We start from the raw sequence: 26,626 nt of genomic DNA, 5'->3' as shown, positions 1-26,626 counted from the left end.
ATGCTTGCTCTCTTTCAAGGGACTTGTTATTGTGCGCCGCAGCAAAGCGTTGGAGCCTGCCATGTCTGATCAGAATCTGCCCCAAGACGCAGCGCCTTTATCTCCATTTGAATATTGGCAAGAAAGCTTCAAGACCTGGGTCGACTTTTCCCAGCGGACATCACGAATCGTTGCCAATCAAATCAATGGAACGCCGAGCGGCAAACGTGGCCTAGAGGCCGATGCAGATACGCTGACAAGCGAGCTGTTGCGGACGTTCTCAGATATGAATTTGCGGCATTGGCAAAACACGGCGCGCTTATTGGAGGGCTTGCCCGGCTGGGTTCAAGTGCCGAGCAATATGACGGGGTCGGCCTTGGTCGATTGGTTCGACAAATTCCAGCGCCAGTCTGGCTATGCGGCAGCGACGCCGCCTGCTCCGAAAACGCCAGCAAAACAAATTGCGCCGGAACTGCTACCAGCGCCGGACGGCACCGCGGATGATTTGACCCGGATCAAGGGCATTGGTCCAAAACTCTCCACCCGCCTCAACGATCTCGGGATCTATCACTTCAAGCAAATTGCCGCTTGGTCAGAGACCGAGGCGCGCTGGGTGGATGAGAATCTCGCCTTTAACGGACGCGTGGCCCGAGAGAAGTGGATCAAGCAGGCGCGCGCGCTGACCGCAAATGGATCAGCCCTCGTCCATTGAGGGCGCGCGGCGGGCGATAAGGCTCTGTAACCACTGGCTGGCAGCCGCAAAGGTTTCCGGTTCGGGTGTTAGGACTTGGTTGGGGGAGGTTGATCGCCAGTGCCTAAGGCTCGGATGGCGTCCCCAAGCGCTTTGATTGGCGAAACTTTGCTGCAACGCTCGGACAAAATCCAAGGGCGTATCTGGACGTGCAAGCGGCCGGCAGAGCGCATTCTTTACATTGTTTGGCCCCGGCAAAAGTTCGATCTCAGCGATCATCCGGGCCGACAGACATGGATCAGCAAGGGCGCAAGCTTGCAGATTGATTTCGTCTTTTTGGAAAATGGCCGGCAACGCACGCGGCAAAACCGGTTTGGCCGAACAATCGATATACAGCGTTTGCTTCGGCATGCCTTCCTCGCCTTCGTTCAAAACCAAGCCTTGCGGAACGATCTGGCGAACATGGCCTTTGCGGATGATCTGCGTGATCGCGCCCAGCGAGGCCAAGTCGGACAAGGGTTTCGGCGCCGCATGATGCATGCTTGGGGTGATGTCAGTGCTGGCTCGCCCCGTATGTCCGCGCTGCACCATGAGCGCGAAAAGCGTCTCCACATTGACTGCTTCTTGAACCAGGTTTGCTAAGTTGAGGGCGATACGCGGATTAGCAATTGAGGGGTCCAAAAACCAGGCTTCCCGGGGTTTCACCCAGCAAATTCGATCGGAATGAATACCGCTGCTAAGCAAGTACAGCGCTGTATCTGTGCCCGAGGTGCCGGCCCCAATGATGCAATATCGCTGATAGTCGCTTTCTAAATGGCGCACGTCTTCCGCCAACGCGTGTGGGCTGACAATGTCGATCTCGTTCTCATAACTCAGGCAGGGAACATGTTGCAGGCGCGACCAACGGCCGTTTCGGGTTGCACTGATCACCTTTTTGGCAATCTTGATCTGTTTGAACCTGGCCTCGCCAATCGGCCGAATGCGACCGCTTCCCAAATACTCATGAGCCGGGAAATATGCAGCGCGGCCCGAGGCCAGAATGTGATCTCGCATCACCGCATCGGCATATTCCAGAACCGTGGGTGGGCCGATCTGTGACCCCGTAGCGCGATGGGGTTGAGCCGCTAAGAAAGCGCTCATGGGATAAGACGGGATACCAAAATCCGCGGGATCATATTCAAGCTGGGCATGCCCGTATGCATCATTCCAGGCGCCGCCGGGTCGGTCATAGCGATCGGTAATAATGATCCGCGCATTGGGTTTGCGCAGAATTATACTTGCAGCTATCAGACTACTGATGCCTGATCCAATGATCAAATAATCACAATGCAATATCGGTTACTTTTTAAAGCTCAACAAGAACAAGTAATAAGAAATACAATAACAATAAATAAACTCGATTACTGCAAAACATCGCATCACCGCTTCAGGCGCTTGACCTCGACCCTCCGCCGCTTAATGCGATGCGAGACTTGCGGTGAGGCAGATGCGCGAAACACGCACCCCAACAGATTGGATCCTATTCGCTGTGCTGACCGCCTTGTGGAGCGCAGCCTATGCGTTCACGCGCCTGGCAGTGAGCCAATCTGACCCAAGCGCCGGTTTGCCGCCCCAGCTGATTATTCCAATTCGTCTCACCGGTGGAGCGGTCCTCCTGCTGATTGTCGCCTTGATCAGCGGTCAAGCGTGGCCGCGTTTAGGCCAATGGCGGACATGGCTGGCAATGGCGCTGATGGGCTTTGTCGGCACGGTCGCACCATTTTTGTTGATCACAATCGCCCAGCAAACCGTCGATTCTAGCCTGGCAGCGCTCTATGTCTCGGCTGCGCCGCTCTTCGTCGCGGTGATGGCGCATTTTGCCTTCCATGATGACCGAATGCATGTGCGCAAAGTGCTCGGGATATTGGTTGGGTTTGCCGGGGTCGCCATTCTGTTTGGGCCAGAAGCGATTGCCTCGTTCGGCTCGGCCAGCGTGCTGGCGCAAGCTCTGTGTTTGCTCGCGACGTTCTTCTATGCCACCTCCTCAATCACCGCCCGCTTTGCCAAAGACATTCCACCCTTCGTGTTCTCGGCTGGATTTCTCTGCTTCGGCGCGGTGATCTCATGGCCGCTTCTCGCGTTCGTTGACTATGACACGCTCCAGCCATCCGGCAGCGCAATTGCTGGCGTGATTGGGCTTGCCATTGGACCGACGGCGATGGCGTCACTGCTTTATGTTATCCTAATTCAGCGGACCAGCGCGACCTTCATATCCCTGACAGGCTACACAATTCCGATCTGTTCAGCGGTGGTCGGTTATTTCGCCTTTGCAGAGATGCAAAGCTGGAACGCGTTCGTTGCCTTCGCGCTGATCCTTGGCGGGGTTTGGGTTTCCCAAAGGGCCAGCGCGCCCCGGCTATAAGTGAAATAGCCCTTCGATCACCGTCACGCTCTGGCCGCGAAGTTTGACCCGATCCCCGACCAACTCCGTCTCGATATAGGCGCCGCGTCCAGGATAGGCCTGGAAACAGGTTGCTTCTGTCTTCCCGGTCAAGCGTTCGACCAAAGGTGCGATCATACAGTGCCAACTGCCCGTGGCGGGATCTTCTGGAATGCCGCTGCCAGGAGCAAAGAAACGGCTTGTGACATCAACCTCGTCGCCATCCAGCGCGAGGCAGCCAAAGTTACCAAGCCCCCAATTCGCATCCTTGCTGCCCAAGGTTTTGAGCCGTTCAAGGTCCGGCGATAGAGCTCTGATCTCCGCCGCAGTTTCATAGACCGACACATAACAAGGCCCAGCAAAGGCTTGAACGGGCGACTTGCCGAGCGCTGCGGAGATTTCGGCATCGACGTCCGTGTCAGCGATCGGCTGCGATGGAAAATCCATTTCGAGCCGACCATCTTCCATGCGTGACACAAAAAGATCGCCGGATTTGCGCGTCTGGAACCGGATTTGAGCGCCGTCATAGCCGCCAATCGTATAAAGATAGTGGCCGGATGCGAGCGTTGCATGCCCGCAAAGCGGCACTTCCACGGCTGGAGTAAACCAACGCAGCTCCCAAGCGCCGTCGCCTAAGGGCACAATGAAGGCGGTTTCCGCGACATTGTTTTCGGCGGCGATCTTTTGCAGCGTTTCATCTGGCAGAAAGGCCTCGAGCGGCATCACACAGGCCTGATTGCCTTCAAAGGTCTTGCTCGCAAACGCGTCGATTTGTGCAAAAGGAATGGGTGCCATCGAAACCTCCTGTGTTTAGGAGGCGGAAGCTGTCACACGCACCAGTAAAGCACAAACCATGATTTCTAAGCGGTCGATCAGTGTTGCTGATCTGCTGAATTTAACTATCCGGCCCGTCAGTTTTCCTGATTCAAAATCGGCCAATTATGTGCCACCGGTCCATGCCCTTTGCCGAGCTGCGGGGCGTATTCGATGGCGGCGTGGAGATAGTCACGCGCTTGGGCAACCGCGTCATGCATGGCCAGATCTTGCGCGAGCAGAGCGGCGCAACCGCTTGCCAGCGTACAGCCTGTGCCGTGCGTCGAGCTGGTCTCGATCCGCGCGCTTTCAAAGATCCACTCGCCATGTTCGGTTTGCAAGACATCTTGGATAATCGCACCAGGCACGTGTCCGCCTTTGACGAGCGCACCTTTCGCGCCACGTTCGAGCAAGGCCTCAGCCGCGCGTCTCTGGCCATTAATGCCATCGACCGCTTTGCCGGTTAGCACTTCGGCCTCTGGTGCATTCGGTGTGACCAGAGCAGCGCCTCGAATCAAAAGGGAGGCGATGGCACTGATTGCGTGCTCATCGACCAATCGATCCCCTGAAGTTGCGACCATAACCGGATCGACGACGCGCGGGGTCTGCTTGGCGAAAGTATCGAGCGTTTCCGCAACGTGTTCGACCAATGGTGCGGACCCGAGCATGCCGGTTTTGATCGTATCAGCGCCAAGATCGGTGAGACAGGCTTGCATTTGCGCGGTGACGGCATCTATGGCGACGGGCCAAACCCCATGCACGCCGGTCGTGTCCTGGGCGGTGATCGCGGTGATGGCCGTCATCGCATACCCTCCCAGCAGCGTGACGGTCTTCAGGTCCGCTTGGATCCCCGCACCGCCGCCACTATCCGAGCCCGCGATAATTAGAACCCGGCCGGAAGGCGTGTCATTCTCGCTCATTCGATCGGGGCCGCGCCCCATGTGGGCGGCGGCGCTTCGACTGGCGTGGTGAGATCAAACTCGACGCGAAACAAGCGTTCAGGTCGGCTCATTTGATAAGTGAATTTGGCGCTGGGCTCGATCTCAATCCGCCACGTGTTTTGGGTGGAGACCTCTATGCCTTCGCGGACAAACAAATCCTTGGTTTCCGCATCGGCGGGGAAATCTTGCGCGGCAATCGTGCCAGTGCCATCACTGTCGCCACCATATTGGGTCACAGCATCCTCGCTACCATCGCGGTGGCGGTGATCATGTTTGAGGCGCACGCCGTCGACAGTGCGCGTGATCACCCAGGTCCGCGATCGATCGTCATTGACTGCGAAGGGAATCAGGATCGTATTGCCTTCGCAAGTGGCTGGGCCCATGCGCATATCCGCGGTCTGAAAATCCGCGTCGGCCGCATCAGTGCTAACCAGCTCGCCCGCATAAGCTTCACCATTGCATAGCGCGCTCAGTCGTTCGAAATAACGCGCTTCAGGCGCTGGCGCATCCGGGCTACCGCACGCCGAGAGCAGGGCGCCGCAGAGGATGACACGCCGCCACATTTAGAACTTCACCGCGCCGGAGAGGATTGTTTCATGCGCGTCTGGTGTCAGCGGCTCATATTTGTTGGTCTGTGGATCATAGTACCAAATTGGCTCGCTGACGATCGACGGATCAAAGCCGTCTTTCACCAATTCGACTTTGCGATATTTGAACGTGCCGGTGGTTTCGGCTTCTCTCTGAACCCGAATGAAAAGCGGGATGGCATATTTTGGTAGATGCTCACCGAGCCATGCATACAGGCCGTCAAAGTCGACCTCGCCATTGGTCGTGATCGCCGCCATGCCGGCCCGGCCATCTGTACCCGGGACGCTGACGCCATAGACATTGGCGGTTGAGATACCCGGCGCGCGCGCCACAAATTCAGCGACCTCATTGGTCGAAACATTCTCGCCCTTCCAGCGGAACGTGTCGCCGATCCGGTCGATGAAATAGACATAGCCGTCTGCGTCTTTCGACATCAGATCGCCGGTACGGAACCACATATCGCCTTCCTCAAAGACGTCACGAAGGATCTTTTTCTTGGTCGCTTCTTCGTCATTGTAGCCTTCGAAGCGGGTGCGACTATCATCGCCGACTTTGCCAATCGCTTCGCCCGGTTCGCCTGGAAGCGCTTTGATGCAGAAACCATCATTGCCGCGAATTGGTTTCTCCTCGACCACGTCAAACTTTACGAACGCGACGTGGCCATAGACGCTTTTTTCGAGATAGCTGGGGATCCGGCCAACCGCGCCAACTTTGCCATCGAATCCGAGAAAGCTGACATTGCCTTCAGTCGAGCCATAAAACTCGCAGACATAGGAAATGTTGAACCGGGTCAGGAATTCTTCCCAAATGTCGGGCCGTAAGCCATTGCCGAATCCGGTGCGGATCTGATGCGCGCGCTCTTTTGGATGCGGCGGCGAGTTGACCAGATAACGGCACAGCTCGCCAATATAAACAATCGAAGTTGCGCCCTGATCGGCAGCGTCATCCCAGAATTGCGAGGCTGAAAATCTCTTCCGCAAGATGATGCTCGCGCCGGTCATCAGCGCTTGGCCAACCCCGCAGAGGCCGCCTGTACCGTGATAGAGGGGCAGGGTGATGTAAATTCGGTCGCGCGAGGTGATTTTACACGGCCCGATAAACGACCGCATCATGCCTTGCGTCCGCGCTTGGGTAAGCCGCGCCGCTTTTGGTAGGCCTGTCGTGCCGGACGTATAAACATAAAGGCAGAGATCTTTGCCGAGCAGCTGGGCTCGGTGTTCGCGGCCGGGGCGCAGTTCGGATGCACCCGCCAGCGCAGCGGTTAGGTCTTGGCCTTCGCCGCCGCCAAAGGACCAGACTTTCGGATCGCCTTCAAACAAGCCGTCTGCGCTGCGAATAGCTTCGTCTTGATCCGCGCCAGTCAGGATCAGTTTGGCATCTGCGATGTTCACGCAATGGGCCAGCGCTTTGTCGGTCAGGTTGTGATTGATCAGCCCCACCACAACGCCGATTTTCGACAGGCCATACCAGAAGGAAACATATTCGGGCCGGTTTTCCATGAACAGCGCGACGGCGTCACCAGCTTGCAGGCCGAGGCCGAGCGCCCAGTTCGCGACTTTGTTCGCGAGCGCGTCCATCTCCGCATAAGTGGTCAGTTTGCCCTCAAACCGCCAAGCGACATTATTCGGGTATTTATCCACCACTGCTTCAAAATCGTCAGCAACGAGATTCTTGGAATCCGGCGCAATATCGTCGGTCCATTTTTTTACCCGTTGCAGGGTGAGGATTGTGTTCGCCTCACGCTTAATGGTTTGAAACAAACCCATATCGCCTCACTTCTTGTTTCCAGCCCACTGATTATCTATTCGACACCTAGGTTGCGTGTCGCATGGTTTCCAGTATCTGGCATACTTGTTACGCATGACGCAGCAATATTTATTCTGAAAGGGGCTCAAAATGTCAGATCCTGTTGGCGATTTGCTACATCTTATGGACCTTGAGCGCTTGGAAGTAGATCTGTTTCGCGGCCAAAGCCCCGAGAATGAGACCAATCAGCGGGTATTTGGCGGCCAAGTGATCGCACAATCCTTAGTCGCGGCCTATCGCACGGTCGATACAGAGACCCGGACCTGCCATTCATTGCATGCCTATTTCTTGCGGCCAGGCGATCCGTCGATCCCGATTATTTATGAAGTCGACCGGTCGCGCGATGGCGGCAGCTTCACCACCCGCCGCGTCGTGGCCATTCAGCACGGCAAACAGATCTTCAATATGGCCGCCTCCTTCCACAAATTGGAAGACGGTTGGCACCACCAGCACACAAAGCCGGACGTTCCCGAAGCCGATAGCCTGGATGACCGGATCGAGTGGCGTAAAAAATTCGCGGAACGCCTGCCCGAGCGCCATCGCGGGCATTTTCTTCGGCCGCGCCCGATCGAAATCCGCGAAGTCGATCCGCTCGATCCGTTAAAGCCTGAAAAAGTCAGTGATGTTCAGCACCTATGGTTCCGGGTCCGCCGCGAGATTGATGAGCAGCCATGGCTGCACCATTGTTTGATGGCCTATGCGTCCGACATGTCTTTGCTGGGCACGGGCAACCGCCCACACGGCGTATCTTGGATGACCGGCGAGTTGATGTCGGCCAGCTTGGATCATGCCATGTGGTTCCACGCGCCGATCAATTTCAGCGACTGGCATCTCTATACAATGGACAGCCCCTATGCAGGCGGCGCGCGCAGCTTCAATCGCGGCTCGATTTTCACCCGCGATGGGCAATTGGTCGCCAGCGTCGCGCAAGAAGGGCTGATGCGGCCGATCAAGCGAAAAACCAAATAGCTGAGAAAGCGCGTTTTCGAATCATTGACGCCGCTCTAAACTCAGCCCGTGGGACATTTCATTCAGCTGCGCCGATTCTTCCAAGGCCTCCTCTTGGCGGTGATCTGCGTTCCAAGCGTTGCGGCTTGGGATTGTATGAATGTGCACCGCACGCTGGTGACCGTGACCGCAAATGCGTCAGGCCACAGTGACGAAACACGGATCGACCTGACCGCCGCAGATTTCCCTGCCGATTATGTGTTCACCAGCGATGGCCGAGATGTACGGGTCGTTCTCGCAAGTGATGATGTCACGCCCGTCGACCATATCGTAACGGGCTGGGACAGTTTCACCCGCACCGCGACGCTCTATGTGAAATTGCCAAACATTGGGCCGCTGAGCTCAACCAGCGTCTATGTCTATTATGGCGACCCAAGTTTAAGCTCAGCGGGCGATACAGACGCCGTGTTTCCAAGCTCTGGTTTGCGATTGCGATCGCGGGTATCCTCCGCTGACCCCACCGATGCGGCGAGTGCGCGAGCGGCCTATATCAACGCCACCACGGATGTGGCCGATCAAGTCCGAACATCGATCTCTGGCCTCAATAATCGTGCGCTTGGTGGCTCGAACGGGAATTTCGGCTGGTGCATTAGCGCGATGATCGAAGTGACCCCTGCCACGGCCGGACTGTGGGGCTTCCGTTACGGCGCTGATTTCGGACATGGCGGACACCTTTATGTCCAGGAAACTGAGCTCGAGGCGCAATGGAATGATGATTTGTGGTGGGCCGGGAATTTTAATGATGCCCCGCAGGTTCTAGAAGGCACGATCTCGCTCGATGCTGGCTGGCATCGCTACGAAGCGCTCGGGTTCGAAGGCTGCTGCGATGGCCCGGTTGGCTGGCAGGCTCGGGCCCCCGGGGGCAGTTGGCAAGATATGTCGACGGCGAACTTTTCGATGCGCGCCAGCCAATGTGTGTCGACCAATGCGACGATTTCCACCAGCGCGCCGCAATCTTGTTCAGCCGAACCGAATGTCGAGAAATCAGTTGTGGTGATTTCTGACCCGGTGGGCTCCCTATCACCATTCGCGCTGCCTGGCGCGGTGGTTGAATACACGATCGATGTCACCAATGATGGGCAGCGCCTCGATAATGGCAGCGTCTCGATCACCGATAACCTGCCTGACGACGTCAAACTAATCGTCGCTGGCAGCGCCGCCTTTGAGCTGGTCGACGGCTCCACCACCTCTGACCTGTCGCTAAGTTGGGGCGGGGCGGGCAGCGCCTCTGACGGGGTCTCTTTCTCAACCGATGGCGTGACCTTTACCTATACGCCGAGCGTCGATGCGGATGGCGCGGATCAAGCGATCACCCATGTTCGCTTCGATCTAGATGGCGCGATGCGGCAGCGAATTGATACCGCGCCGGACCCCAGTTTCGCTATTCGATTTCGCGCGATCGTCGAATAAGGCGGGCTGAATCTGGCCAAAAGGTTAAACCGCTGTTAACTGTTTCAGCCCAAAAGTCAGGGAAACGTTAACCATCTGGACGCCGGCCGTCACCGCAGAAGTGACATTTGTGGAACTCGCAAATCACCCTAGGGCTGGCCGTTCAAACAAGGCTGTCAGAGGGCTGACTGACTATGAACTTGCTAGAGCTTGTCATTATTGCGCATCGCTGTCGCTCGACCCATCACTTCATCGCATTTGATGCGCTGCAATTATTGGGCGGGAACCATGCGAGCGATTGGAAGAACCTGCTGCTGAAGCATCACACGCAGCTTCTAAAGGGTGCCAAGGCGCCGGATGCTGAATTTAAAGACTTCCAGAACCATGTCCTGCATGTCGAAGATGGCGAGTGGGGCGGGGCGCGCGATGCCGCCATGGAATGGTATGGCAAAGCGGTGGAAGCCTTGCGCGAAAAGAAATGGTCCAAGGCGGCCTATGCGCTCGGCGTTCTGACCCATTATTATGCCGACCCAATTCAGCCTTTCCATACAGCGCAAAGCGAAGAAGAAGGCACCATGCACCGGGCGCTCGAATGGTCGATCGCAAAGTCTCGCGACACAATCAAAGCGTTGATTGATTTACGCGGCTATCCGCACGTCCATGCCGGTACTGAGGTCGGATTTGTTGCCGATATGGTGCTGGCGGGCGCGAAATATTCGAACCCGCATTATCAGACTTTCATTGATCATTATGACCTGCACAAAGGCGTTGCTAATCCGCCCGAAGGCTTGGATCAGACCCTTCTCGATATCATCGCCGACTTGGTCGCCTATGCGACGGCGGGGGTTGCGGTTCTGTTTGAACGCGCCTTCGCGGAATCCGGCGTGAAGCCACAAAAAGTGGACCTCGACCTGCCGGGTTATTTTGCTGCCCTCGACATCCCGATCCGCAAAATCACCAAGCGGATGGCCGACGCGAGCGATCGCAAGACCGTCGAGAAAATGTATGAGGAATTCGTCGAGACGGGGAAAGTGGTGAAAAACCTGCCCGCCGACGACAAAAAGATCCGGGCTTTGCATTGCAAACATATCCTGCGGCAACCGCTCGAATGGCTCGACATGATGCCGATCAAGCCGATTGGTACCAAACATGTGCCGCTGCCTGAGCATCCTCAGCCGGTTGAGTATCAGCTGAAAGTTGTGCCTGTCCCTGTGGAGGGCGCGATGGTGGAAGAGCCGGTCGAGCGCACGCCAACGGTTGCGGCGGATCCAGAAGTTTTCGATCCACCCGAGGCGGAAATCGTCGAAGCGCCGGCCGAAGAGATCGCCGAAATCGAACCAGTTGCCGCGAATGACGCCGAAGCGATTGATGAACCAGAACCGGAGCCAGAACCAGAATTAGAGCCAGAGCAAGTGGTTGAAGCGGTCGCGGAAGAGGCTCCCGAAGAGGTTGCAGCGGTGGACGCTGAACCGGCGGAGCCAGAAGACGCGCCGGTCGAGCCAGAACCTGAACCAGCCATAGAACCGGACGCCGCCATCGCTGCCGAAGCAGCCTCGGCCGCAGAAGCGATGCTGGCCGAACTCAACGCTTCCGATGATGAGGCCGAACCCGAAGAAGTGACGCTAGACACGCCAACCGAACCAGAGCCTGTCGAAGCCGAAAGCGTCGAAGAAGAGGAAGTGGACGAACTAGAGGCGCGTCGCCTCAATGCTCTAACCCTCGACTCGCCAGTTGTGGACGCGCCCTCTATCGGTCCAAAGACGGCATCGCGCCTCGAGAAAGTCGACATCATTACGATTGGCGACTTGCTTGCAGCCGATCCCGCACACACCGCACAAGCACTGAATGTCCGCTATATCAAAAGCGACACATTGATCGATTGGCAGGACCAAACGCGATTGATGGTCGAGGCGCCGGGTCTGCGCGTACTCGACAGTCAGATCTTGGTTGGCGCCGGTATTCGCAATGCCGAAGACCTGGCCAAAGCCTCCGCGACGAAAGTGTTCAATGCGGCCACAAGTTTCCTCGACACACCGCAAGGGGCCCGTGTACTTTGGGGCGGGGACAATAATGTCGATAAGAGCGAAGTCGAGCAGTGGATTGATCTGGCGAAAGCCGCGCGTAGCTAGCGCTTGCGCCAATTCTTGCACCGATTTCAGGCCCGTGGCCGTTTTCGCGCCACATTCACATAGACACTGCGTTGATCGGCTGAGCGAACCCCGCCATCGTCTAGTGGGGCTGGTTCGTCGCCTGCTGTTGAAGGAGATCATTTTGCGCCTCTGGGCTCTCTTCCTCATCATCTTGTGGTCGCTGGTCGCGTGTGCCGAAGCGCCAGCGGGGCCTGAGCCTGCATCAGGTGAGCGCGCTTGCAAGGAACTTTCCCATAAAGGCGACGCCTATACGGTCTGCGCATTCTCGATGTCCGAACATGAGATCCGCCTGTTCCACAGCGATGCGGAGGGGGAGCCTTATCGACAGTTCACCACGCTTGAACGTGAGCTCGATGAGCAGGCTTATCGGCTGATTTTTGCGATGAATGGCGGGATGTATCACGAAGATCGAAGCCCCGTTGGCTTCTATCGCGATGAGCATGGCGACCGGGCCACTGTGAACACCAATGATGGGCCAGGCAATTTCCACCTCAAGCCCAATGGCGTGTTCTGGATCGCGCGCTTTCAAGCCGGCGTGTATGAGAGCCAAACCTATCTCGATCTCGGCATTGATCCGATCTATGCGACGCAATCAGGACCGATGTTGGTGATCAATGGTGAGCTTCATCCCGGCCTAAATCCAGATGGCACCTCGCACCGCCGCCGAAACGGCGTTGGGGTCAGCGAAGATGGCTTCATGGTCTATTTCGCGATTTCAGACAGTGCCGTGACATTCCATGATTTCGCGACCTTGTTTCGGGATGAAATCGGGGTGCCAAATGCGCTCTTCTTGGATGGCCAAGTGAGCCGAATTTTTGCACCAGAGATCAACCGCAATGAAGTGGGATCTGATCTTGGGCCAATCGTTGCCGTGGTTGAATAGCTACTCGACTTGAACGCGATACTGGATCGTAAATGTCGGATTGGCGGTGCCGTTCGCCCCATTCATCGCGCCATCAAATTGCAAATCGAAGCCCGCAACACTCGGGTCGAACCCTCCGTTTGGCGTCATGCTCCCGCCGCCCGAGGTTAAGAACGTGACGCCGTCGCTGCCGTCTCCGAGACTGCCAAAATCGAGGCTTAAGCCGCTAGCATTCGACCCGCTGCCATCAATGAACACGAACGGGCTGCCTGCGCCGTTAAAGTTACCGGTAAACAGGCTCGTATTGGGGTCAAGCATATCGCCAATCGCCACCGTGCCCGCATCAGCAATGCCGCGTCCGGTATTGGTAACTTGAATGGAATAGACCGCCCAAGCCCCAGGAATGCTGAGCGGGTTCAGCGTGCCATTGATCGGATCTTGCACAATCGCGACGGATTTTGTGACGAGGAAATCAGGTTCGCCGCGATTGAAGCAAAGGTCATCAACATGCCAGTAATCAAAGTCCGACCCGTTGCCAGAACTCAAGCGAAACCGGACGCGGAAGTTGGCGTGCAATGCTGCTGCGGGCACGGCATAGGTCCGTTCTAGAATCTCACCGGGCGTACCGCTGCCGAGAAAAGTCTCGAGCGTGACCCAATTGTTTGAGGCATCGAGATAGTCAAAGCTTAGATCTTCACCGCTTTCAGGATTTTCTGAAAACGTATCTGACCCGCGACGCACCCAAACATCGATATCGGTCATGCCAGCAGAATCAAAGGCCAGTGAGGTCGCCGTCACGGTATCATGGCGCAAGAACATCGCATTGCTGGATGATTGGAATGTATCACCATTGATCCCAGCTCGGGTGGCATTGGTTGCGGTCCAATTGCCAAATCCACTTTCAAACCGTTCGCACAGGCCGACGCCCATGCCGGACGGTAGCTCGACGGGTGGCGGTGTTCCGGTTTCAACCAAGAGCACATCATCGATATGCCAGTAATCATAGCCGATCCCGCCATTCGCCGGTGGGCCGCCGCTGCCACCTGTTTGTCGGAAACGGAGGCGGAAACCTGCGTGCAGTGCGCCGATGGGAAGATCTAGGCTGACATTGGTGATCTCGCCATTTGGGCCCGCACCAAACAGCGTTTCAATCGGGATCCAGTTTGCGCCGGAATCTAGATATTCAAAGACAAAGTCTTCGCCCGCATCGACATCTTCACTAAACGCGTCGAGGCCCTGGCGCAGCCAGGCGGTGAGGGTCGCGCCGGTCACCGCAGACAGGTCAATGATCGGGCCGGTCAGTGTCGCAACGTCGCCGCGGGTAAAGGCTGAACAGGATCCTGAATTTGAGGTTTGTGTGCTGACGCCGGTGAGATTGCTATCCGATCCTGTCCAGAGCGGAGACAGCGTGCCGCACCCGGCGCCGCTATCAAAATCATCTTGTAAGAGAACGTCGCCTGGGGCCGCATAGGCCGCGCCCACGCCAAAGGCGCATGCCGCTAGTCCGGCGAGTATTCGATAACGACCCCTCGTCATACATTCGCCCTAGCGCCTGCGTGTTTACACTGGTTTAATATCGCCGATCCACCCGGGAGAGACTGTCATGCGCACCGTAATTTTGTCTTTGCTATCCTGCTTTTGGTTGCCGCTCGCGCACGCGCATCCTGAAACACCAGCAGAGACGACTTATCTCGGCAATGAAGGCATCATGGTTAGCGACGGCCATACGACGGTCTTGTTCGATCCATTGTTCCCGAACGGGTTCGGCACGTTTCAATTGGTGCCAGAAGAGATGCGGCTGGCTTTGATGGCTGGCGAAGCGCCGTTTGAAGCCGTGGATGCGATTTTTATCAGCCATATGCATCCCGATCATTTTTCCGTCGATGAAGTGATCAAATATCTGGATACGCATCAGCATGTGCGGGCCTATGTCCCTGCTCAAGCGGCGGAATGGATGCGTCAAGAAACTGAAAGCGAAGAGATCTTCGAACGCGTGATTGAAATTCCGCTCGAGTATCAAGACGCGCCGCTGAGTTTTGAAGAAGGTGAACTGCAGATCGATGTGGTGCGCATTCCGCATGCGGGTTGGCCCGGTCGTGCGGACGTCTCCAACCTGGTTTGGCGGGTGACCCTGGCCGATGGCATTACGGTGATGCATTTGGGCGATGCCGATCCCAATGATGTTCACTTCGCGCCCTTAGAGGAACATTGGCAGGCCAAACGCACCCACACAGCCTATCCGCCTTATTGGTTTTTCGGGATGGGCGATGGGCCGCTTATTCTTGATCAACGCCTAAATAGCGAGCACGTAACTGGTATCCATGTACCGGTGGAGGTGCCGCCCCAATTGGTGGTCACCGGCGCTGACTTCTTCCACCTGCCGGGCGAAACGCGGACCTTGGAAAAGCCGGAAGACGAATGAAAAAGATCAAACTCAGTCCTGAGCGTCGCGAGCGCCTGACGGGTCAGTTACAGACCCTGTTTCAAGCTGAATTTGACGAGCGTCTGTCTGACTTTCGCGCTGAGCAAATCTTGGATCTGATGCTCGAAACACTTGGCCCCGGCATCTATAATCAAGCGGTGCAAGACGTCCGCGCGCATTTGCAATCCAAGCTCGACGATTTGGATGGCGAGGTTTATGTCGACGATCGAACTTGATCGGACCCAAGGAGACGACATGGCGCTGACCCTATACGGCTTGAAGAATTGCGACACGTGCAAGAAAGCGATGAAAGCGCTTGAGGCGGCGGGTAAAAGCTATGATTTCGTCGATATCCGCGCCGAGGCCAAGCTCGAAGACCTTGTCCCAGGGTGGCTCGCAAAGGCTGGCGCTGATGTACTGGTCAATCGCCGGTCGACGACATGGCGGACCTTAAGCGAAGCCGAGCGGGAAGGTGCACCAGAGGGGCTACTGATCTCCAATCCGACGCTGGTCAAACGTCCGGTGATTGTCAGCGGCGCAGATGTTCATGTGGGGTGGACCAAACAGGTTCAATCAGAGCTCCTGTGACCTGATCCTTGAGTCTTTGCGAAAGCTGGTGATAACCGCCTAGGGATCTAAAAACGTAAGCGGGAACCAAGGTGCAGGAAGTCGAGGCGAAATGGATCGAACAGGCGCTACGAGCCTATCCGGCCGAGTCGTTGTCGCCAATTCTCGACATTGGCAGCCAAACCCTCGCCTTTCGAACGGAAGAAAAGCCGTATATTCACAATGACTTATTCGCGCCTCTCATGGCGCGGGGGATCACGATAATTCATTCGGATTTGCAAGAAGGCGAGGGGATCGACATCTCTGCCAACCTGCTCGACGAGGCGGGCTATGCCGAAATCAAACGAACCGCGCCGCGCACGATTTTCTGCAACAATGTGTTAGAGCATGTGCTTGATCCGGCAGAGTTCGCCAATCGCTGCTTTCGTCTGCTGCCGCCGGGCGGGCGCCTGGTGATGACCGTGCCGAAAAGCTATCCCCACCATCGCGACCCAATTGATACAATGTTCCGTCCAACGCCGGATGAAATCAGTGCGCTGATTACCGAAGCGCATGAGGTTCTCGTCGCTGAGATTATCAATACTGGCTCTTATCGCGACAATCTCAAGAAGCGGCCATGGATCATTTTCCGGCAGATTCTAAGGCTGCCCTTTCCATTCTTGGGGTGGACCAAGTGGAAGCGCTCAATGAAAAAATTCTATTGGATGATCTGGCCGTATCGCCAGTCGTGTGTGGTGCTCCAGAAGCCGCTTACCGGCGTTTCCGCGGATTGAGGTAGAGGTCTTCTTCCTCATGATCCAAGTCAGGATGAACCTTTCCGCGTAAGACTTGCTCTGAGAGTTTCCGCACATGGCTTTTGCTGGCGCGATTAAATTTCAGCACTGCGCAAAACAGTTCGAGCACAGCTTCAAGTTGGCGGGTGCGATGCTCAGGATCCAGACGCATCATCCAGGCACCGCCGAGATTGATCAATTGGTGATCAAGCACGCCAATTTTGCGGCCCTTATGATCATAGAGACTATAGTCGGCGCCAAAGCTGATTAAATGTCGCCGCAGCGTGTAGAATTTGACGCTGTCTTTGGTCTGAATGAAGAAACTATATTTCTCCGGCATGAACGGCCATTTCACCGCGCATCGCTCAAGCTGGATCAGCTGTTTGTGGCGCGCCAGGTTGATTGAAAAGACCGGCACCGGCTGCCCGCCCGCGGCGAGCGACAATTGCACCGATCGGCCAAGCAGCATTTCCGCGGTGCCGCGCCAGCCCAGTGTCTCTGAAAACAGCCGGATCACCAACCGCCGGTCAAACCCCTCGCTGCCATCCCACAGCTCCTGGCGATAGCCGATCAGCGCCTCTCGTTTACCGTCAATGACGGTCTGGCCATAGAGTTCCATATCCTTGGTGAACTGATCAGAGGCGGCCTCGTTTTGAGTTCGCTTCATGATGCCGATTTCAGCCGTATTGAGGTCTGTCGCCCAAAAGTCGACTTTGACTTTCGGTCGTTTCGGTTTGCGCGTGGCTTTGGTGCGCGCCATGTCGGCGGCTGTGGGGGCCAGGGCTGCTGCGTCCGCCATTTGAGGTCTCCGCTGGATAAGAGAATCGGTTGGCCTCAATCTCGGGCCCAGACGTCAGCATTTGGTTAATAGAACGGCATGTGCTGTTAAGCTCTGTTAGTGGCGCTTGTATTGCTAAGCCATCGCAATCTCCCGCCGCGCCGCCCAAGTCATCGAATTGTTGATCATATCAACAAAGACATGGATCGCGATGGCCGGCCAGATCGAGCCTGACAGCACAAAAATCAGAGTCACAAGCCCGCCCATGATAAACACAGCTGGCAATTGCGCAGCGCCTTGATAAGCGTGCAAAATCGTGAAGATCAACAAGGCCGCCAGTGCTGCCATCCAGATCGGTACGAACAAGCTAAACGCCCAGATCAAAAAGCCGCGGAAAATAATCTCTTCAGTGATCCCGGCGGTGACGCTGAGCAAGTGGAACAATTTACGCTCTTCGTCGGAGTGGGGAAGGAAATTGGTCATGATTGGCGACTTGGCGAGGCCATTTTGCAATTGCGCGCGCGCCGATTTCGATTTCACGACGGCCGTGAATTGGATTGCAAAAAATAGCGCGACCAGACCGGCGAGCCCCCAGCCGGCCATCGGGCCCCATCCGGATTGCAGCGTAAAGCCAAGATCAGCCCAATCCCGACCGCTTGCTGCCCATAAGACCAGGATCGGCAGCGCGACTCCCCACAGCAAGAAGATCGTCTGCGTATAGTGTTTCACGCGCACACCAGGTTTTCCCGAAGCCAGCTCCGCTCGGCTTTTGTTGAGTGTGAGCAAGGCCTCAAGCGGCAGCCCAATGATAATCACGCCGAGTAAAAAGATATCCACAAGAGATAGTCCCGTCGCATTCAATACCGACATTTTCGCCTCTAATTTCGCTTCCAATTGAGAGGGATATAGATTAAACTGAATATGAATTCAAGTTCAATTTTTGAAATGAGACCGATATGGCGCCGAACCACCCCTCCAATCCTGCCCCGAAGCGCCCTCAACAAACACGCGCCATTCGTACCCGAGAAAAGCTGATGGCGGCGCTTGAACGCCTGCTGCGACGCCATGAGTTTGAGAACATCTCGGTGCAAGACATCGCCAAGGAAGCCGGCGTCGCCGTCGGCTCGGTCTATTCGCATTTCAAAGACAAAACCGCCTTCTTAGAGGCGCTGCTGGCGGCATGGCGCGAGCAAGTTCAGGCGCGGCTGAAAGTTGCGGAAGAACAAGACGCCGCGGCCGCGTTTCGTGCCATGGGCAACTTGCGTGTGGCGCTGTTTGAGATCACCAAAGCTGTGCACGCGCAAACGATCGAGAATGGCCACATCCTGCGGGCCATTCACACCTATGCGCGCTTGCACCCGGAGCTTGAAGAAGACGACTGGGCGACGCTGGTGATCCGAAGTTTTGGGCCGATTTCGGACCTGCTGACCATTTATGCAGACGAGATCACACTCATAGACCATGACCGCGCCACCAACATGTTGGGCGTCTTTTTCAACACGATCTTTATCCGCGCCGCTTTGATGCCAAGCGATGCCCTGATCGAAGCCGCAAAGCTTGATGACGAGACCATGATTGGCGAAGTGACTGATATGGCACTCGGCTATTTGACCCTGCCGCGCGGAGGTTAGTAGAGCGTGGTCGTGAGATGGGTACAAAATTTCCGGCGACTCCAGCGCAGGCTGGGGTCTAGGGACATGTGTCTGCCACAAAGACCGCTGGGAATTCCGAGCCATGGATACCAGCCTCCCAATCGAGTGGAGTGCAAAGCTGCGCTGGCATCGCCGGTGATACACAGGAATACCGCCGCCGCCCCAGTCATCCTCGAATAAGCGCTTGCTGTCGCCGCGGAAAAGTCTATTCTAAGCGCCATCCGAGGGGCGCGTTTGGAAGCGCTGAGATGGGGCCGATCCGCTCCAGCACCCTTAGAACCTGATCCGGCTAGCAGTCTTATCGGAAGGCGCGCGAACCGGCGTAGGAACGGAACCGATGAGCGAAACACTCGGATCATTCACGATTGATCGACGCTATTGCGGCCCTGCTAATTCTGGCAATGGCGGCTATGTTTCTGGCCGCATGGCGAATTTCATCCAAGGACCAGTTCGTGCCCGCATCACCGCGCCGCCACCTCTAGAGACCGAACTGACCGTGATCGCCGAGGGTGAGGGCGTCGCAGTGATGATTGGCGACCAAAAGCTCGCCTCAGCTGTGCCCAGCGAGGTCGAAATTGACTTGCCAGACATCCCATCCGTGCAAGGGCTAGAGGCCGCCCATGCAGCTTATTTGGAAGATGCTGAGGATCACCCGATTGCCCACTGTTTTGTCTGCGGGCCAAAGCGAGACCCTGGTGATGCGCTGCGCCTATTCACGGGACCTGTGCCGAACAGTCCGGTCAATGCCGATGCCTGGGTGCCGCACGCGGATTTTGCTGGCGAAGATGGCCTCATTCGATCCGAAATCCTCTGGTCGGCTTTGGATTGCCCATCGGCCTTTTCCTTGCGCCATGGCAACACCAAGCTCTGCTTGCTGGGGACGCTGACAGCGGAGATTTACCGCCGCCCAGCACCTGGCGAACAGCTGATTGTGATGGCATGGCCGCGCGGCGTTGAGGGCCGCAAGAACTTCGCGGATGCCGCGATTGTCGATGCCGATGGCGACGTGCTCGCCGCCGCCAATGCCGTCTGGATAGAACTCACTGACCCGAACATGATCGCCGCGATGAAGGCAGGGTCTTAGCCCTTATCCTCGCGCCCCAACGCTTAAACAGAAAGACTGCGCTATGAATAAACCCGTTGATCAAGCCGATTTCGAAACCCCAGAGGTTACCACTGGCCCGCTGCCCTCGAGCCGGAAAGTTTATACTCACCCTCAGGCCGATCCGTCGCTCAGCGTGCCGCGCCGGATGATTGATCTCCACCCCACGGCGAACGAGCCGCCGGTTCCGGTCTATGACACGTCTGGCCCCTATTCAGACCCAAGCGTCACGATTGATGTCGAAAAAGGTCTCGCCCGCCCGCGCACTGAATGGGTGCTCGAGCGCGGCCATGTCGAGGCCTATGCTGGCCGTTCTGTGAAGCCCGAAGACAATGGCGGGGCCACCGGCAAATATCTCGCCCGCGAGTTTCCGATCCAGCACCAGCCTCTGCGCGGTACTGGCACGGGTCCGGTCACCCAGTTCGAATATGCCAAGGCCGGGATCATCACCAAAGAGATGATCTATGTCGCCGAGCGCGAAAATCTCGGCCGCCAGGAAGCGGTCGAAAATGCCAAAGCGCAAATCGAACAAGGCGAGAGCTTTGGCGCTGAAATCCCGGAATTCATCACCCCAGAATTTGTCCGCGATGAGATTGCGCGCGGCCGCGCCGTGATCCCGTCCAATATCAACCACCCGGAGCTTGAGCCGCAAATCATTGGCCGCAACTTCCTGGTCAAGATCAATGCCAATATCGGCAACTCCGCCGTCGCTTCATCCGTTGAAGAAGAAGTCGAGAAAATGGTCTGGGCGACCCGCTGGGGCGCCGACAATGTCATGGACTTGTCCACCGGCCGCAACATTCACAACACGCGCGAATGGATCATCCGCAACAGCCCGGTCCCGATCGGAACCGTGCCGATCTATCAGGCGCTTGAAAAAGTGAATGGCGTCGCTGAAGATCTCACTTGGGAGGTCTATCGCGACACGCTGATCGAACAGTGTGAGCAGGGCGTCGACTATTTCACCATCCATGCCGGGGTGCGGCTGGCTTATATCCACCTCACCGCTGAGCGCGTGACCGGCATCGTCTCGCGCGGCGGCTCGATCATGGCGAAATGGTGCCTGGCGCATCATGAAGAGAGTTTCCTCTACACCCATTTTGCCGACATTTGCGACATCATGCGCGCCTATGACGTGACCTTCAGCCTCGGCGATGGCCTCCGTCCTGGCTCGATCGCTGACGCCAATGATGCGGCGCAATTTGCCGAGCTCGAAACCCTTGGTGAGCTGACCAAAATCGCCCATGCGCGCGGCTGCCAAGTGATGATTGAAGGTCCGGGCCATGTGCCAATGCACAAGATCAAAGTGAATATGGACAAGCAGCTAAAAGAATGCGGCGAGGCGCCTTTCTATACGCTCGGGCCGCTGACCACAGACATCGCGCCGGGCTATGACCATATCACCTCTGGCATTGGTGCGGCGATGATTGGCTGGTTCGGCACGGCCATGCTTTGCTATGTCACCCCGAAAGAGCATCTTGGCTTGCCCGACCGCGACGATGTGAAAACCGGCGTCATCACCTATAAGCTCGCCGCCCATGCCGCCGACTTGGCGAAAGGTCACCCGGCCTCGCAGATCCGCGACGATGCGCTCTCCAGAGCGAGATTTGAATTCCGCTGGGAAGACCAATTCAACCTCTCGCTCGACCCCGAAACCGCGCGCGAGTATCACGACCAGACTTTGCCGAAAGAAGCGCACAAAGTGGCGCATTTCTGCTCCATGTGCGGCCCGAAATTCTGCTCCATGAAAATCACCGCCGAAGTGCGCGACTATGCTGACGGCCTCTCAGACAATGAGAAAGCCGACTTACAACGCCAAGCCGACGAAGCCCGCAAAGGCATGGAAGAGAAGAGCGCCGAGTTTAAGACGAAGGGGTCGCAGATTTATTTGGATGCGACGTAGGATTAGAAATCGCTCCAGTGCAGCGATTTCCCGGAGAAGGCCCAAGCGTAAGCGCGGGGCTGACTTACCCTGGGTGCGCCAGTGGGTAAGTATTGAGATCGGTTGAACCCAAATCCACAACGCAAAATAAACGGAAGGCAAGTGCAATTCACAGAGTTGTTCAAAAACTTTGAAAGTAGGGCCGAGAAACCAACACAAATCTGGATGATACGAATCATTCTATGGTTTCGCACAGCGCAAAACCTATCAAAGACGTGAATAAAGAATCCAGGGAAGACAAGGCAAACGAATGTGGGGAAATATTATTGGTCTCATCGCCATCGGCCTCGCGATACTGATTTACTTTCTCCAAAGGAGGCGCCGCAAACTCAACTATGTTACTCTGTTGCAGCCGATAGTTAACCGAGGAGCATTGTCGGAAAAAACTGGATTACAAGTTTTAGTCGATGGAGTTGAGGTTGACCGAGTTTATGTTAGCCGCATCATAATTTGGAACAGCGGTGATGAAACAATATCTCGAGATCAGCTGTTAACGATAGACCCACCTCGAATTGTACTTTCAGACGGCGAACTCCTGCATGCTGAAATTGAATCAAGTACTCGTTCTTCTAACAATGCGACGGCATTGATATCAGAAAATTCGATACGGCTCGATTTTGACTATCTAAACTCAAAGGATGGATACCGAGTTGCAATTACCCACACCGGTTCGGGAACGAAGCCGGAAATTGTGGGAGAAGTTAAAGGTATACCGAATGGTGTGAAGTTTGGACGCGTTAGACGTTCCAAGCGAATGAAAATTTTCGGCAGAATGTTTCCGAACCCGATAGATACTTTTTTGTATCTCATTTTGGGCGGTATCGGCTTGACGCTAGGGATATTGGGAATATTCGGGCCGGAGCTTTACCTGTTCACAGTTGAGAGTTTTGGTCGGGAAACCGCGATTTTTTTTGGGATTCCAATTGAGCGCACATGGTGGCCAAGCTTGCTTTTTTTGCTTGCAGCGTTCGTGATGATCGGCAGATATCGGGAAACGTACGGAACTAGACTGCATCCATCGCTCATTGACGATCTCTTTTAGCGTACAGTTAGCCACCCAATCCGACCCACTTCCGTGCTCTCTACACTTCCCCGCATCTTCTCCTGATGAGAGGCTTGTCCGGATCGGCTTGGCAGAGGGGGAGAGTGGCGGTCTGGTGGCTGGGCTTGGGGCTCCGAACCCCTTGTGCGGTGCCAGTCGGGGGAGCTCAGCCCATTGCTACGATGAGCGATGGCGAGGGTCGAACCTGTAAGAGCAATCCCCCCGGAGTTGTCCCGGACTTAGATCCGGGAGACCAAAGTTGAAAACATGCCGCCATGGGCGCGCTTTGACCAAGCGCAACTACGCCGTCTCGAGAGAGCGGCAGTTCACCTCGCGCCTGTTCCAAGCGCGCCGAGCCTCTTATCTCCCCTCAAGGTTTTGGCCTGTGAGGCTTTTGGTGCTGGGATCGCCTCATCCTGAGCGGAGTCGAAGGGTGAGGCGGCTGGCACAGGAAGCCCCGCCCTTCATCCTTCGACTTCGCTCAGGATGAGGGCGTTTGGGGGATTGGAAAATATCCGCTGACCCCAGCGGAGCGTTGCGCCCAACTCGATTGGGTGGCTGGGGTCCAGGGACGGATCTTTACCTTATGACCCTTGGGTGTATTGCGGTCCATGGATACCTGCCTGCGCAGGTATCTACGGAGCGTGGGATAGATGCGCCGGAGTTGGTGCCCGCGGAAAACACGCCTATGCCAATCCCACGCATCAATCGAATAGGTGAGGGATAAGGCGATGAAATTTGGAATGGCTCTGGCGCTTATTGCGCTGAGTGCATGTGCGGTGGTGGATAGCGGGTCTGCGCCGATGGCGGCAGCCGGGGAAACGCTTGAAATCTATCTGGTGCGCCATGCTGAGAAACAAAGCGGCGATGATCCGGCTTTGACCGAAGCGGGCCAAGCCCGGGCCGAGCGGCTGGCGGAGATCTTGGCAGGCAAAGGGCTGACGCATATTCACTCGACCCCATACCGGCGTACATTGGCAACCGCGGCTCCGATTGCCGAGCAGACGGGGATCGAGGTGCAACTATATGATGCCTCTGATCTTGCCGGTTTTGCGGATCAGCTGCGCGCGATGCCTGGAACGCATCTGGTCGTTGGTCACTCGAACACGACTCCGACTTTAGCGGCCGCGCTGGGCGGTGATCCTGGCAGCGGGATTGACGAGAAGAGCGAGTATGATCGGCTCTATGTGGTTCGCCTCAGCCCGGAACCGCCGACCAGCTCGATCGAGCGGTTTGGCGTGCGATATCAGGCGCCTACATTGGAGACGGCGGACTGAGCCCTGTTTTAGAGCTCAGCCTGCACGTCCCGCTTACTTTTTCTGGGAGGAAAGCGAGGACCCGGAGGCCCTCGCTTTGGAGTGACAATGGCGACCACTGGTATAGTCGCAAGTGTCTTGGCCGCACTATTTTGGGAGACGTGCCGCCAATTCTGTTGCCTGTCCCTTCCCTGTACCGGGGTCTCATCGGTTTGATCCGAACCACCGTGAAGTGACAGTATAACATTACCTTTACCTCGACACATGTGCTTGACAAGGGCAAAACAGCATTCCAGCTGCATAGGCGAAGCGCATGACGAATTTGGAACTTCTTTCGGCCGGCGATTCAGCGCAAATGGTCACCTGGTTTGTTGCGGAGTGTGCAGCTTGATGATTGGGCGGAGTATTGTGATCGCCATTGCGGGTCTAGTGCTGACGGCGTGCGGCGGGTCAGATCCGGCGCCTGAAACGGTCAGTGCGGCTGAGGCCCCGCCGCCGCTTCCAGAGGGCGCGGAAACGGTTGCGTTCGAGCGGCCAGGCGCCTCGGAAGAGACGACGCCTGACACCCCCGCAGATACAGGCGAAACAGAGCCGGTCTATTGGGGTGTTAAAGAGGGCGATCCGCTGCCGATCATGTGGGAAGACTTGATGCCGGAGGGCAGCGAAGAGGCCTTAATGCGCGAGTATGAAGCCTTCTACGCCATGCTCGAAAAGCGCTATGCGGCGAACACAACGACGCTCGCTGATGCGGCCGACCCGTATGCGCGGATTGAAGAAGGCTCTGAATTTGATTTCATGCCGCAACTGGGGGGCTTTGAAACGGTCGAAGAGCTAAATGGCGTTCTCATTCGGATGCCGGGCTATGTTGTGCCGTTTGATTACAAGTCCGATAGCAAACATAGCGCGTTTCTGTTCGTGCCTTATATGGGCGCCTGTATTCACACGCCGCCCCCGCCGCCCAATCAGATTGTTTTTGTGCGCGCGGACCCTGCGATCAAGATCTCAGACATTTGGGCGCCCTATTGGATTGAAGGCACGCTCTCGACCGAGAAAACCGAGAATGAGCTCGGCGATACCGCTTATGCGCTGAGCATGAGTTCGATCGAAGATTATGATAGTCCGTGAGGGCCGGGCGGCTCACAAAAAAATAGGCGACCCGAAGGTCGCCCATAGTCCCCTTTGTGGAGTGAGGCGTGCGGGATCTTATCGCCCCGCATCACCTCGGAGGTCTGTCTTAAGACAGCGCCAAGCCTAAGGCTTCGACAGTTGACATGGTCAGATAGCCGATCGGCAGACCATTGGCGCGTTGGAACGCTTCCATGGCTTGCAATGTGGCTGGGCCAAACTGACCATCGGCGGGAACCGAATAGCCCGCATTGGTTAGCGCGGCTTGGATCTGACTGATCGTGGCAGACGTTGCATTGGTTTCGCAAAGCACCTGGCGCCATTCTAGACCGCCAGCATTTGTGACCACGCGCTTCTCGACGGACTTATAAGTCGCGGGGATTTCGATCCGCTCTTCATAAGCTTCAGTCACCAGCTGCTGCCGCGTGACAGTCTCATAGACGGCTGGAATGATTTCTTCTTCCACCCGCGCTGGCTCGACCACCACTTCCTTGGTCACTGTTTTCGTCACCGCAGGAATGATTTGAACTTCCGTTCGCTCTGGCGAAACGAGGCGGGTTTTGGTCACCGTCTCATACTCGGCAGGAACTTCGACCCGGCACAGAAGCTCGCCGGTTGCGAGGGCGATTGTGTCGCTTGCTGAGACATTCTCGCGATCGCGTCCATACAGGCCATCGCCCTTTTTCCAAGTCGTATAGGCTTCACGAACCAAGACTTGCTCGGTGTAAGTCTCATACTGCGCTGGCACGACAATGCTCTCTTCGCGCTCTGGCTCGACAATGATGGTTTCTGTAACCGTCTCATAGACCGCAGGGACCATTTGATAGACGGTCGATGCTTCTTTGACCAAACGCTGCTCAGTGACCGTCTCATAGGTCGCTGGAACGAGTTTAAGTTCGAACGAAGCTTCACGGTCAATGACCTGCTCTGATTGAACTGCAATCGTGTCCGGGACGAGAACCCGCGCATAACATTCGCCCGCTTCTGCATTTGGCGGCATGTCCGCCGCTTGGCCATGAGCGGTCATAGCGATCGCCGCAGTGGCGACCGTTACGCATAGATACTTTCGCATTTTTATTCCCCTTTGTTTGGCGAGCAGAGGGGGTCTGGTCATCTATTTGGGATCAGCTTCGCCTCCATCACGAATGCTGATTAACCATAGACCTCTGCCGCGCCTCGATATCTAAGCGCCAAAGTGAACCGAATGTGAATATTGGTTAATCTAACGCACAAGCGAGCAAGCGATGGGTCACTAATGCGTTGAAAAAATTAAACTAATTATTGCAGCGCGTTACAGCTGTCTCATCAGGTAATTCAAAAT

25 protein-coding genes and 1 riboswitch are annotated in these 26,626 nt (G+C 56.2%); of the genes, 16 read left to right on the top strand and 9 right to left on the bottom strand.

What is annotated here, in order from left to right; all coding sequences use genetic code 11:
* Positions 1-61: 61 nt before the first annotated feature.
* Positions 62-691, top strand: a complete 630-nt coding sequence (locus tag MY069_RS07725; protein ID WP_482796496.1) for a hypothetical protein — start codon at positions 62-64, stop codon at positions 689-691.
* Here MY069_RS07725 and MY069_RS07720 read toward each other — a convergent pair.
* Positions 674-1,987 carry an NAD(P)-binding protein gene (locus MY069_RS07720; RefSeq protein WP_482796495.1) on the bottom strand — a complete coding sequence of 438 codons (1,314 nt, stop codon included), beginning with the start codon at positions 1,985-1,987 and terminating at the stop codon, positions 674-676. The genes MY069_RS07725 and MY069_RS07720 overlap by 18 nt on opposite strands.
* A 169-nt stretch (positions 1,988-2,156) precedes the next feature.
* On the opposite strand from MY069_RS07720, the gene MY069_RS07715 reads away from it, so the two are divergent.
* Entirely contained in the window at positions 2,157-3,071 is a 915-nt protein-coding gene (locus MY069_RS07715; RefSeq protein ID WP_482796494.1) for a DMT family transporter, read from the top strand.
* Here MY069_RS07715 and MY069_RS07710 read toward each other — a convergent pair.
* The 4 genes from MY069_RS07710 to MY069_RS07695 all read right to left on the bottom strand — a co-directional run bounded on the left by MY069_RS07710 (position 3,066) and on the right by MY069_RS07695 (position 7,197).
* A complete protein-coding gene (locus MY069_RS07710; RefSeq protein WP_482796493.1) occupies positions 3,066-3,884 on the bottom strand; it encodes a PhzF family phenazine biosynthesis protein in 819 nt (272 codons plus the stop codon). The two genes, MY069_RS07715 and MY069_RS07710, sit on opposite strands and share 6 nt — an antisense overlap.
* A gap of 116 nt (positions 3,885-4,000) precedes the next feature.
* On the bottom strand, positions 4,001-4,822 hold the full coding sequence (gene thiD / locus MY069_RS07705; protein ID WP_482796492.1) for a bifunctional hydroxymethylpyrimidine kinase/phosphomethylpyrimidine kinase: 822 nt from the start codon (positions 4,820-4,822) through the stop codon (positions 4,001-4,003).
* On the bottom strand, positions 4,819-5,406 hold the full coding sequence (locus MY069_RS07700; protein WP_482796491.1) for a hypothetical protein: 588 nt from the start codon (positions 5,404-5,406) through the stop codon (positions 4,819-4,821). Before MY069_RS07700 ends, thiD begins: the two co-directional genes overlap by 4 nt.
* Positions 5,407-7,197: a long-chain-acyl-CoA synthetase gene (locus MY069_RS07695; protein WP_482796490.1), complete on the bottom strand. Its 1,791-nt coding sequence runs from the start codon at positions 7,195-7,197 to the stop codon at positions 5,407-5,409.
* 130 nt (positions 7,198-7,327) lie between these two features.
* Here MY069_RS07695 and MY069_RS07690 point away from each other — a divergent pair, with 130 nt between their 5' ends.
* The 4 genes from MY069_RS07690 (at position 7,328) to MY069_RS07675 (ending at position 12,667) form a co-directional block, all read left to right on the top strand.
* Entirely contained in the window at positions 7,328-8,206 is an 879-nt protein-coding gene (locus MY069_RS07690) for an acyl-CoA thioesterase (protein ID WP_482796489.1), read from the top strand.
* A 48-nt stretch (positions 8,207-8,254) separates the two neighbouring features.
* Positions 8,255-9,655, top strand: a complete 1,401-nt coding sequence (locus tag MY069_RS07685; protein ID WP_482796488.1) for a CCXG family PEP-CTERM protein — start codon at positions 8,255-8,257, stop codon at positions 9,653-9,655.
* 173 nt (positions 9,656-9,828) lie between these two features.
* On the top strand, positions 9,829-11,763 hold the full coding sequence (locus tag MY069_RS07680) for a DUF4332 domain-containing protein (RefSeq protein ID WP_482796487.1): 1,935 nt from the start codon (positions 9,829-9,831) through the stop codon (positions 11,761-11,763).
* Between the two features lie 142 nt (positions 11,764-11,905).
* Positions 11,906-12,667 carry a phosphodiester glycosidase family protein gene (locus MY069_RS07675; protein WP_482796486.1) on the top strand — a complete coding sequence of 254 codons (762 nt, stop codon included), beginning with the start codon at positions 11,906-11,908 and terminating at the stop codon, positions 12,665-12,667.
* Here the strand turns inward: MY069_RS07675 and MY069_RS07670 are convergent, their stop codons facing one another.
* Positions 12,668-14,182: a hypothetical protein gene (locus tag MY069_RS07670; protein ID WP_482796485.1), complete on the bottom strand. Its 1,515-nt coding sequence runs from the start codon at positions 14,180-14,182 to the stop codon at positions 12,668-12,670.
* A 67-nt stretch (positions 14,183-14,249) separates the two neighbouring features.
* Here MY069_RS07670 and MY069_RS07665 point away from each other — a divergent pair, with 67 nt between their 5' ends.
* From MY069_RS07665 to MY069_RS07650, 4 genes are all read left to right on the top strand, one after another.
* Positions 14,250-15,068, top strand: coding sequence for an MBL fold metallo-hydrolase (locus tag MY069_RS07665; RefSeq protein ID WP_482796484.1), 819 nt, complete (start codon positions 14,250-14,252; stop codon positions 15,066-15,068).
* Positions 15,065-15,304 (top strand): DUF2164 domain-containing protein, encoded by a 240-nt coding sequence (locus MY069_RS07660; protein ID WP_482796483.1) that lies wholly within the window; start codon positions 15,065-15,067, stop codon positions 15,302-15,304. Before MY069_RS07665 ends, MY069_RS07660 begins: the two co-directional genes overlap by 4 nt.
* Positions 15,285-15,656: an ArsC/Spx/MgsR family protein gene (locus MY069_RS07655; RefSeq protein WP_482796482.1), complete on the top strand. Its 372-nt coding sequence runs from the start codon at positions 15,285-15,287 to the stop codon at positions 15,654-15,656. The genes MY069_RS07660 and MY069_RS07655 overlap by 20 nt, the downstream gene beginning before the upstream one ends.
* Positions 15,657-15,727: 71 nt before the next feature.
* Positions 15,728-16,408 carry a methyltransferase domain-containing protein gene (locus MY069_RS07650; RefSeq protein ID WP_482796481.1) on the top strand — a complete coding sequence of 227 codons (681 nt, stop codon included), beginning with the start codon at positions 15,728-15,730 and terminating at the stop codon, positions 16,406-16,408.
* Here the strand turns inward: MY069_RS07650 and MY069_RS07645 are convergent.
* The gene (locus MY069_RS07645) at positions 16,386-17,207 is read right to left on the bottom strand and encodes a hypothetical protein (protein ID WP_482796480.1); all 822 of its coding nucleotides are present in this window, start codon (positions 17,205-17,207) and stop codon (positions 16,386-16,388) included. The genes MY069_RS07650 and MY069_RS07645 overlap by 23 nt on opposite strands.
* 114 nt (positions 17,208-17,321) lie before the next feature.
* A complete protein-coding gene (locus tag MY069_RS07640; RefSeq protein WP_482796479.1) occupies positions 17,322-18,056 on the bottom strand; it encodes a CPBP family intramembrane glutamic endopeptidase in 735 nt (244 codons plus the stop codon).
* An 86-nt stretch (positions 18,057-18,142) separates the two neighbouring features.
* Here MY069_RS07640 and MY069_RS07635 point away from each other — a divergent pair, with 86 nt between their 5' ends.
* From MY069_RS07635 to MY069_RS07610, 6 genes are all read left to right on the top strand, one after another.
* Positions 18,143-18,817, top strand: a complete 675-nt coding sequence (locus MY069_RS07635) for a TetR/AcrR family transcriptional regulator (protein ID WP_482796478.1) — start codon at positions 18,143-18,145, stop codon at positions 18,815-18,817.
* Between the two features lie 235 nt (positions 18,818-19,052).
* Positions 19,053-19,184, top strand: a riboswitch (TPP riboswitch).
* Positions 19,176-19,922, top strand: coding sequence for a hypothetical protein (locus MY069_RS07630; protein ID WP_482796477.1), 747 nt, complete (start codon positions 19,176-19,178; stop codon positions 19,920-19,922). (Overlaps the previous riboswitch by 9 nt.)
* Before the next feature lie 43 nt (positions 19,923-19,965).
* The gene (gene thiC / locus MY069_RS07625) at positions 19,966-21,843 is read left to right on the top strand and encodes a phosphomethylpyrimidine synthase ThiC (RefSeq protein WP_482796476.1); all 1,878 of its coding nucleotides are present in this window, start codon (positions 19,966-19,968) and stop codon (positions 21,841-21,843) included.
* A 289-nt stretch (positions 21,844-22,132) separates the two neighbouring features.
* On the top strand, positions 22,133-22,924 hold the full coding sequence (locus MY069_RS07620) for a hypothetical protein (RefSeq protein ID WP_482796475.1): 792 nt from the start codon (positions 22,133-22,135) through the stop codon (positions 22,922-22,924).
* Between the two features lie 731 nt (positions 22,925-23,655).
* Positions 23,656-24,201, top strand: a complete 546-nt coding sequence (locus MY069_RS07615) for a SixA phosphatase family protein (protein ID WP_482796474.1) — start codon at positions 23,656-23,658, stop codon at positions 24,199-24,201.
* 369 nt (positions 24,202-24,570) lie between these two features.
* Positions 24,571-25,305 carry a DUF3299 domain-containing protein gene (locus tag MY069_RS07610; protein WP_482796473.1) on the top strand — a complete coding sequence of 245 codons (735 nt, stop codon included), beginning with the start codon at positions 24,571-24,573 and terminating at the stop codon, positions 25,303-25,305.
* A 109-nt stretch (positions 25,306-25,414) separates the two neighbouring features.
* Here MY069_RS07610 and MY069_RS07605 read toward each other — a convergent pair whose 3' ends face one another.
* Positions 25,415-26,377 (bottom strand): peptidoglycan-binding domain-containing protein, encoded by a 963-nt coding sequence (locus MY069_RS07605; RefSeq protein WP_482796472.1) that lies wholly within the window; start codon positions 26,375-26,377, stop codon positions 25,415-25,417.
* Positions 26,378-26,626 lie beyond the last annotated feature (249 nt).

Source organism: Hyphomonas sp. ske169, from assembly GCF_056850855.1.
Note: the sequence above shows the minus strand (reverse complement) of the source record. Positions and strands in the feature narration are given on the sequence as shown.